Genomic DNA, 7,464 nt, shown 5'->3' with positions numbered 1-7,464 from the left:
GTATATAAGAATTAACACTAAATATAAATTCTGTTAAAAAAAATAATTTTAAAAACATATAACTTTAGAATTTATACATTAAAGCATTTTTTATTCTCTTATTCTACAAATAAATCCATTCTTTTTAAATTCCTAAGTTTGTACGCTTCTCACAAGAAAATAGGAAAAAATAGGGGAAAAATGAATCCACACATTTATCACCATATTGTGGAAATATTTCAATTTTATAAATGTCCACTTTATTTCCACAATATGTTAATAAGTTCATTTAACTTAAAATGAATTATTTAAGAAATAAAAATTCATTTATAACTTTATTGATAAGCAGTTTTTTACAAATTAGCACAATATATTTGCAAAACAAGCTTTAATTCATATTGTGTGAAAAATTTGTTATCAAGTAATTCTTAAATTAACATGTGTTTTGCTTATTTGGATAAAAAAATTATAAATTTAGTACAATAAAAGAAGGATTTTGAACAGCTTTTATAGAATACTTAACTTCGCTAAATAATCATTTAGCGAAGTTAAAGTTATTTTTGGAAAGGAGAAGACTTTATGCAGTATAACCTAAAACATGTTTACAATCCCAGGCTTCCCAAATGTCTAAATGACTTCTTAAACTATCTTGGAACCATTAGGGGAAAATCAAAAAATACATTAAATGGCTATAAAGTGGATCTTACCATGTTTTTTAGATTCTTAAAACTTTACAAAGGTCTCATTAAAGGAAACTATGAATTTAAAAAAATAAAAATAAACGATATAGATGAAAATTTTATAAGACAGATAGATTTAAGTGATCTGTTTGCGTTTATATCCTTTACCGAGAATTATAGAAATAACGGAAGTTATACCAGGGCCAGAAAAGTAGCAGCTCTAAAATCCTTCTTTAAATATCTCTGCAATAAGGCCAAGATAATAGATGAAAACCCTGCTCTGGAATTGGAATCACCTAAAATAAGCAAAAGAAATCCAATTTATTTGAGCTTAGGCGAAAGCAGAGCTTTATTAAGAGCTGTAGATGGAAAGTTCAAAAAAAGAGATTATTGTATAATAACTTTCTTTTTAAATTGCGGGATGAGATTATCTGAATTATGCGGTATAAATATTTCAAATATTAAAGATGACACCTTGACTGTAGTTGGAAAGGGAAATAAAGAGAGGACTATATATCTAAACAGGGCCTGCATGGAAGCTCTTGATATCTATGTTAAAGAAAGAAATAAATATTATAATAAGATAAAAAATAAAGATGCTCTTTTCATAAGCAGGAATTACAACAGAATAAACAAAAGAACTGTAGAGTTAATGTTAAAAAAATATTTGAAAAATGCCGGCCTAGATAGTGAAAAGTATACCCCCCATAAATTGAGACATACTGCGGCTACCCTCATGTACAAATACGGCAATGTAGATATAAGAAGCCTTCAAAAAATATTGGGCCACGAAAATATATCCACTACTCAGATCTACACCCATGTGGATGACGAAAAACTCAGAGAAGCAGTAAAATCAAACCCTTTAAGTGAAGAAAAATAGCAAAAGACCGGAATTTTCTTCCGGTCTCAATTTGGATATAAAACACTACTTGCTATTTTTATGCTTTTTTTGAACTCTTATAAGCCCAGGATATTCTTCATATGCAACTTTATCAAAAATCTCCTTATTTTCTAAGGCCTCTTTCAATCCGTCTACATCTTCTATAAATTCAGTACTGGGATCCTCTTTGGAATAATGAGAATGAAAATCATCTGAGTAATAATTCTTCTCCTCTCTCTCATATTCTCTGGATTCATTTTTATCGTCTATAATACCATCAATTTTTATGGCTTTCATATCATATCCTTCCATTTCAAGACATTTTCCACAATTATCACATTTTTTATTTGGATCCAAATCACATACATCACATTCACCACAGTTATCGCACAGTTTATTTTTATCAAGTATACAATAATAATTTTTCATAATATCTCCTTCTTACTATCTAACTATTATGTAACAAAATTAGTATAGAACATAAGTTTGATATTTGTCAACTTCTATGATATAATTCACATCAAGTGATTCTATTGTCTAACTTTACACTTTGTAATGAATTTGATAGACTTCTAATAAATAAAGTATAGGAGTGTTTTTTATGAAAAATTCTAGTAATAATAGACAGCTTCAGATATACGAATTTATAAAATCTCAGATTAGAGAAAAAGGGTACCCTCCTTCTGTTAGAGAAATATGTGCAGCTGTTGGCTTAAGGTCTACTTCCACTGTTCACAACCATCTTGAAAAATTGGAAAAAAGAGGCTTTATAAAGAGGGACGGAATTAAATCTAGGACTATAGAAATCGTAGAAAAATCAATTCCTCAAAAAGAAATGATAGATATACCTATCATAGGAGATATAGCTGCTGGCACGCCTATTTTAGCCACTGAAAATATAGAAGATTTTTTCCCTGTTCCCATGGATTATATTAAAAATGATAAAAAATTATTTATGTTAAAAGTAAAGGGAGAGAGCATGATAGATGCAGGCATACTAGATGGTGATTTCTCCATACTGGAGCAGACTAATTTTGCTGAAAATGGTGATATAGTTGCAGCCTTGATTGAAAACGAGGCCACTCTAAAAAGATTTTTCAGAGAAAAGAACAGCATAAGGCTGCAGCCAGAAAATAAGAATATGTCCCCTATTATAGTAGATGATTGTAAAATCATAGGTAAATTAGTAGGTATATACAGAAAATATTAATCCAATTGTAAGCAATCTGAAACAGAGATCTGTTTATTAAGAAGCAAATCTCTGTTTTAACCTTATGTTCTATAATATGTTTGATAGAGCCACAAGTATCCCTACTTTGGCATGATCAAAAGTCAATCCACCTTGAAGATATCCTATATAAGGCTCTCTTATAGGGGCATCTGCAGATAGTTCTATAGAGGATCCCTGTACAAAAGCACCTGCAGCCATTATAACTTGATCTGAGTATCCCGGCATATCCCAGGGCTCGCATTTAACAAATGAATCCACTGGTGATCCTTTTTGAATGGCTCTGCAGAAGTTTATCAATTTCGATTTATCATTAAATTTAATTGCTTGTATTATATCACTTCTTTTATCATTGTACTTAGGCAGAACTTCAAATCCTGCTAATTCCATAATTCTAGCACAAAAAATAGCACTCTTTACTGCTTCTATGGAGATATGTGGAGCTAGAAATAATCCTTCGTATAAAAGCCTCATGACTCCAAAGGTTGAACCGCACTCCCCTCCTATTCCTGGAACAGTCAATCTATATGAGGCTTGAGTTACATATTCCTCTTTGCCAACTATGTAACCACCTGTAGGTGCTATTCCACCACCTATATTCTTTATGAGTGAGCCTGCTGCTAGATCAGCGCCTACATCTGTGGGCTCTAAAGTATCTATAAATTCACCGTAGCAATTGTCTACAAAGCATATTACATTGGGTCTTATCTTCTTTACAAAATCAATTATATTCTTAATCTCAGATACAAGAAGAGATTTTCTCCAACCGTAGCCGGTGGATCTCTGTATATGTACTAATTTTATACTGTCATTTTTTTTAAGATGCTTTTCTATGCTCTCGAAGTCTATCCTATTATCCTCGGTTAAGTTCACCTGTTCATAATTTATACCATATTCCACAAGAGAGCCCATGTTTTTTTTATTAGTGCCTATGCCTATTAAATTATGTAAAGTGTCATAGGGAGTACCACATACAGAAAGCATCGTATCTCCGGGACGTAAGTTTCCAAATATTGCACAGCAAAGGGCATGGGTTCCATTTACAAAATGTGGTCTTACGAGTGCACTCTCTGAATTGAATACATCTGCATATACCTTATCTAAAGAATCTCTACCTATGTCACCATACCCATACCCTGATGAATTGGTAAAATGTGCTTCACTTATTCTCTCCTTCTGCAGTGCATCTAAAACTTTTATTTGATTGTATTCCCTTATTTCATCATAGTATTTAAATTGATCCCTTATATCCTCTAAGGCTTTTTCATATAGATCAATTATTTTTTCACTTATTTTATATGCTTTTCTGAGTTTTTCCTTAGTTATATCTAACAATATTGGTACCTCCCTAAATATAATGAGTGATATATATTACAATAAAAGCACACAGAAAGGGAATAGGCAGCACCTATTCCTCTCTATATTTCACAATAGCTTAATTACTTGATATTTTTAGTTACTCTTTATAATCTTCCGTTTCAATTTGCGCATTAAATAAGATTGACCTTATGGGTGTAATAGTGGAAATTGCATGTTTATATACCATCATCTGCTTGCCAGCACAATCTAATATGACTGTAAAATTGTCAAATCCCTTTACAGTTCCCTTAATTTGAAATCCATTGGTCAAATATATGGTAACTGAAATTCTATTTTTTCTCGCACCATTTAAAAAAATATCCTGTAAATTATTAGCTGGTTTACTCATAGCTCTCACCCTCCATAATTTTTATTATATAATTCTATAGATATCGCAAAAATTTTCAGTATCAATGAATCCTATTACAGTTAAATTTAAAACTACTGTATGGATTCAAATTTATTTATTATATGATCAGCTATTTCACTACGACAATTAAAATCATCTTCATCTATCCATATGGCTCTTTTGTCTTTTCTAAACCATGTCAATTGCCTTTTAGCATAATTTCTACTTCCCTTTTTAACTAAATATATAGCTTCATCTAAAGATATCTTACCTTCTAAATAGCTTAGTATTTCTTTATACCCTATAGCTTTCATGGATTGCATATCTGCTGTATATCCCATAGATTTTAAATTTCTGACTTCATCTATGAGTCCCCTTTCCAACATTATATCCACTCTCTTATTAATTCTCTGGTATAATTTAGCTCTATCCATAGTCAATACAAAATAATATATCTTATATGGTATCTTGCATAAATGATTTTCAGTATTAAATTCACCTATGGTTTTTCCCGTAAGTTTATAAACTTCTAGAGCTCTAATGACCCTTTTTAAGTCATTGGGATAAAGTTTTTCATAGGATAACCTATCTACATCTTTTAAAAGAGAATGTACATACTCTCTCCCCTGATCCCCAGCTAATTTTTGAAGGTATCTTCTGTAATTTTTATCTATCTTAGCATCTGTAAAATCATAGTTGCATATAAGAGAATTAATATAAAGACCTGTACCTCCTACTAACATTGGAAGTCTGTTTCTTTTACATATCCCATCTATAGTTTTTACAGCCAGTTTTTTATATTCTGATACATTAAAACTTTTGTCGGGTTCAATAAAGTCTATCAAGTGATGTGGTATTCCCTTCATTTCTTCTACTGTAATTTTTGCAGAACCTATATTCATATATTTGTATATTTGCATAGAGTCTGCAGATATTATTTCGCCATCTAATTCTTTGGCAATTTCTATGGATATATCACTTTTCCCCACTGCAGTAGGGCCTGCTAATATAAATAAATTTTGCATATCTTTCCCCTCACTGTATTCGCTTGAATTTTTTCTCCAAATCATTTAATGTAAATTTTATTATAACGGGCCTTCCGTGAGGACAAGTATAAGGATCTTCTATAAACCTCAATTCTTCAAGTAAACTTTTCATTTCCATATGCGACAGATGATCTTTTGCCTTAATAGCAGCTTTGCAGGCAAGTGTTGCTATGGAAAGATATTTTACTTCCCAGGGTTCTCCGGATCCCATATTTTTTAAATTGTCAATCATATCCATAAATAAATTTTTAATATCCGGTTTTCCGAGTATCATAGGTACTTCCCTTATGCTCACAGCCGTATCTCCAAATAATTCTACCTTGAACCCAGTTTTCTTAAATACATTTTCATTTTCCATATAATAATTATAATCAATAGGTGTAAGTTCCATAACTACCGGTGTGGCTAATACTTGAGACAGTATATCACCTTTTTGAATACTTTTCTTATATTTTTCAAAGAGAATTTTTTCATGGGCAGCATGTTGATCTATCATGTATAAATTATTCCCGTCCTCTGCTATTATATAAGTATTGTGAAACTGACCGATTATTTCAAGAGGTGGAAATTTAGCAATTGCATTCTCCCTATGCTTAGTTTTCCCATTCACCTCATCTGCTGAATCTATCTGTAAATTAGGATAATGGGATTTATATAGATTCGATTCATGTTCTCGAAATCTACCAGCATTTTCATTGATAAAATTATTATACTCTTTCTTTTCACTGTCTGAATTTAAATAATTTTTACTATTTAAAGACTCTAAATCAACCGGAATCTGGATTTCCCTCACATGGGTGGATTCAATATCAGGCTCAATAGTAAAAGAATCCTTCAAACTGTCCCTAAGGGCTTCATGAACGGCATCAAATACAAATTTAAATACCATTCCAGAGTCACTGAATTTTACTTCCCATTTAGCAGGATGAACATTTACATCTATAAACTCAGGAAATATATCTATAAACAATATAAAAAAAGGAAATTTATTTATAGTAATAAAAGATTTAAATGCCTTTTCCACAGCTGTAGCTATGGATTTATTCTTAACATATCTTTTATTTACAAATAGACTCTGATTATTTCTACTGCCACGGCTTATTTCAGAATTTCCTATATATCCGTAAATTGAAATTATGTCACCGTGTTTTTCTATAGGAATTACATTTTCGTAAATATTTTTGCCATATATACACCGTACAACATCCATTACGTTTCCTGAGCCATAGGTGGTGATAGATTTTTTGCCGTTTTTAAAAAATTTAAAAGAAATATCCGCATTAGCCAAGGAAAGCCTGCTTATTATGTCTGAAATTCCCGCAGCTTCTCTACTGGGAGATTTTAAAAACTTTTGCCTTGCAGGTACATTGAAAAATAAATTTTTCACTAAAACTGAAGTTCCAGGATTGCATCCACTGTGTTGAACACCTTCTAGTTTCCCGCCATTTATTTTTATTTCCATACCTGAATCAAACTGAGCGGTTCTGCTCTTAAGAATTACATTGGATACCGCAGCTATACTCGCCAGAGCCTCACCTCTAAATCCCATGGTGTTTACCTTTTCCAGATCTTCTACACTGCTTATTTTACTTGTAGCATGGGGCATAAAGGCCTTTTCTATGTCCATTGGATGTATTCCGCAGCCATCGTCCAGTACTTTTATGGATTTTTCTCCGCCTTCCTCAATTTCTACAGTTATATTTTTAGCACCCGAGTCTATACTATTTTCAAGTAATTCCTTTACTACAGAGGAAGGACCTTCCACAACTTCTCCTGCGGCAATTTTATTTGAAGTATTTATATCCAGAAGATTTATCCTTTTCATGGTATATCAATCCTTTGTTTATTTAAAATTATATAGACTTCACTCTTTTTATTATATCATAAAGTTTATTAAAACCATCCATAGGTGTCATATTTAATATATCTATATTTTTAAT

Annotated in this window: 7 protein-coding genes; 2 read left to right on the top strand and 5 right to left on the bottom strand. The window is 31.5% G+C overall.

All coding sequences use genetic code 11. The features are described 5' to 3' along the window. Positions 1 to 558: 558 nt before the first annotated feature. Positions 559 to 1,542 carry a tyrosine recombinase XerC gene (locus tag J5G60_RS15065; RefSeq protein ID WP_150358749.1) on the top strand — a complete coding sequence of 328 codons (984 nt, stop codon included), beginning with the start codon at positions 559 to 561 and terminating at the stop codon, positions 1,540 to 1,542. A 45-nt stretch (positions 1,543 to 1,587) separates the two neighbouring features. Here J5G60_RS15065 and J5G60_RS15060 read toward each other — a convergent pair whose 3' ends face one another. Next, a complete protein-coding gene (locus tag J5G60_RS15060) occupies positions 1,588 to 1,971 on the bottom strand; it encodes a hypothetical protein (protein ID WP_150358748.1) in 384 nt (127 codons plus the stop codon). Positions 1,972 to 2,143: 172 nt separating this feature from the next. On the opposite strand from J5G60_RS15060, the gene lexA reads away from it, so the two are divergent. Then, positions 2,144 to 2,752 carry a transcriptional repressor LexA gene (gene lexA, locus J5G60_RS15055; protein WP_150358747.1) on the top strand — a complete coding sequence of 203 codons (609 nt, stop codon included), beginning with the start codon at positions 2,144 to 2,146 and terminating at the stop codon, positions 2,750 to 2,752. 69 nt (positions 2,753 to 2,821) lie between these two features. Here the strand turns inward: lexA and J5G60_RS15050 are convergent, their stop codons facing one another. From J5G60_RS15050 to mutL, 4 genes are all read right to left on the bottom strand, one after another. After that, positions 2,822 to 4,105 carry a methionine gamma-lyase family protein gene (locus tag J5G60_RS15050; RefSeq protein WP_150358746.1) on the bottom strand — a complete coding sequence of 428 codons (1,284 nt, stop codon included), beginning with the start codon at positions 4,103 to 4,105 and terminating at the stop codon, positions 2,822 to 2,824. A 121-nt stretch (positions 4,106 to 4,226) separates the two neighbouring features. Next, a complete protein-coding gene (gene hfq / locus J5G60_RS15045) occupies positions 4,227 to 4,478 on the bottom strand; it encodes an RNA chaperone Hfq (protein WP_150358745.1) in 252 nt (83 codons plus the stop codon). A 92-nt stretch (positions 4,479 to 4,570) separates the two neighbouring features. After that, positions 4,571 to 5,503 carry a tRNA (adenosine(37)-N6)-dimethylallyltransferase MiaA gene (miaA, locus tag J5G60_RS15040; RefSeq protein ID WP_150358744.1) on the bottom strand — a complete coding sequence of 311 codons (933 nt, stop codon included), beginning with the start codon at positions 5,501 to 5,503 and terminating at the stop codon, positions 4,571 to 4,573. A gap of 10 nt (positions 5,504 to 5,513) precedes the next feature. Further along, positions 5,514 to 7,349 (bottom strand): DNA mismatch repair endonuclease MutL, encoded by a 1,836-nt coding sequence (gene mutL, locus J5G60_RS15035; RefSeq protein WP_150358743.1) that lies wholly within the window; start codon positions 7,347 to 7,349, stop codon positions 5,514 to 5,516. Between the last annotated feature and the right edge of the window lie 115 nt (positions 7,350 to 7,464).

The sequence above is a fragment of the Clostridium sp. HV4-5-A1G genome (assembly GCF_900184915.1).
GTDB lineage: Bacteria > Bacillota > Clostridia > Clostridiales > Clostridiaceae > Clostridium_B > Clostridium_B aromativorans.
The sequence above is the reverse complement of the archived record's forward strand: the minus strand, read 5'-3'. Positions and strand labels throughout refer to the sequence as shown.

Bases quoted from the DNA above. Each gene is read 5' to 3' on its own strand.
- J5G60_RS15065 (WP_150358749.1), top strand. From the start codon at position 559: ATGCAGTATAACCTAAAACATGTTTACAATCCCAGGCTTCCCAAATGT.
- J5G60_RS15060 (WP_150358748.1), bottom strand. From the start codon at position 1,971: ATGAAAAATTATTATTGTATACTTGATAAAAATAAACTGTGCGATAAC.
- lexA (WP_150358747.1), top strand. From the start codon at position 2,144: ATGAAAAATTCTAGTAATAATAGACAGCTTCAGATATACGAATTTATA.
- hfq (WP_150358745.1), bottom strand. From the start codon at position 4,478: ATGAGTAAACCAGCTAATAATTTACAGGATATTTTTTTAAATGGTGCG.
- miaA (WP_150358744.1), bottom strand. From the start codon at position 5,503: ATGCAAAATTTATTTATATTAGCAGGCCCTACTGCAGTGGGGAAAAGT.
- mutL (WP_150358743.1), bottom strand. From the start codon at position 7,349: ATGAAAAGGATAAATCTTCTGGATATAAATACTTCAAATAAAATTGCC.